Raw genomic sequence first — 1,055 nt, 5'->3', positions numbered from 1 at the left:
CCTTTACCCTTTATTTGTGGTGTTCGGGAGTCCTTGAAAATCAAGGCTTTGCGGATTGCTAATTTGTCAATGTATAGCTGTTAGATAAGAAAGAACAATCGACTAGCATTACAAATATTGTTTTGGATGGCTGATAACACTCCCTCTAAAGACACAAGCTGCTTCTTTCTTGTAAAGGTAAAGCTTTTCCCTAAGCTCTGGCTTAACTTTGTTCTCTTTAATCGTGATAAGCCACATCGGAATTAGATCGTAGCGAAGGCAGAACATTTCTTGCGTTTGGGTGACGCCGTATATTCCCTTAATGGGTAGTGGGATAATGCCACTACCTTCTGATAAAACACGATCTTCTTGAATCTTCACTTGTTGCGTAGGACGATCTAATCCCAAATTCTCGCACAAACGTTTGACTGGTACATAGTCTGTTGTACAAAACACATTGCGGTATTAGAACCAACTGGTGAAAATAAAAGTTATTTGTGTTATTATTATATTTGTGATACTATTCATACAAGAATCACAATAATAGAAAGCAAAACCATTACATTTCACTTAATAAGCTTTATCGCAAACTGTCTATCTACGCATTACGGTCGCATTACGGTACTACCGCCGATACGGCGGAATACTGAATCAGCTAAATCTTGACCTAATTTTTCTGACACAAGTTGATGATTAAATTGATATAACGAACAAATACTTAAAGCTTCCCAGTGCAGGTTTATCTTTTCTGAATCAGGATTACAAAGAATAAAACGATCTCCTTTTGTTCCGCCGCTAGATGGAACTTTTTGTAAAAAACCTAAACAACAGAGTAAATTTATAATCCTATTCGCCTGTGACGCTGATACACCTGCTATTCTTGCCAGAAATCTCTTGCTTAGTTTTATTTCTGTAAACCCTGATAGAGCTGATATAACTGCTTCATGTTTTATAGTTCTCCATACCTTTAAGACAATATCTGGAAGACTGCTTTTTGAATACCATTCATTAAACAGTGTATCTAGATATTCTAACTTGGATTTTTGTTGTATCGCTAAATCATTAAACACTCCTGC

2 protein-coding genes are annotated in these 1,055 nt (G+C 36.4%); both read right to left on the bottom strand.

Annotation, left to right across the window (positions count from 1 at the left end):
- Positions 1–108: 108 nt before the first annotated feature.
- On the bottom strand, positions 109–435 hold the full coding sequence (locus AC29Z1_RS17025) for a phage antirepressor N-terminal domain-containing protein (RefSeq protein ID WP_488272640.1): 327 nt from the start codon (positions 433–435) through the stop codon (positions 109–111).
- A 149-nt stretch (positions 436–584) separates the two neighbouring features.
- On the bottom strand, positions 585–1,055 hold a 471-nt coding region (locus tag AC29Z1_RS17020; RefSeq protein ID WP_488272639.1), incomplete at its 5' end, for a hypothetical protein.

The organism is Sporomusa sp., from assembly GCF_057736855.1.
The sequence above is the reverse complement of the archived record's forward strand: the minus strand, read 5'-3'. Positions and strand labels throughout refer to the sequence as shown.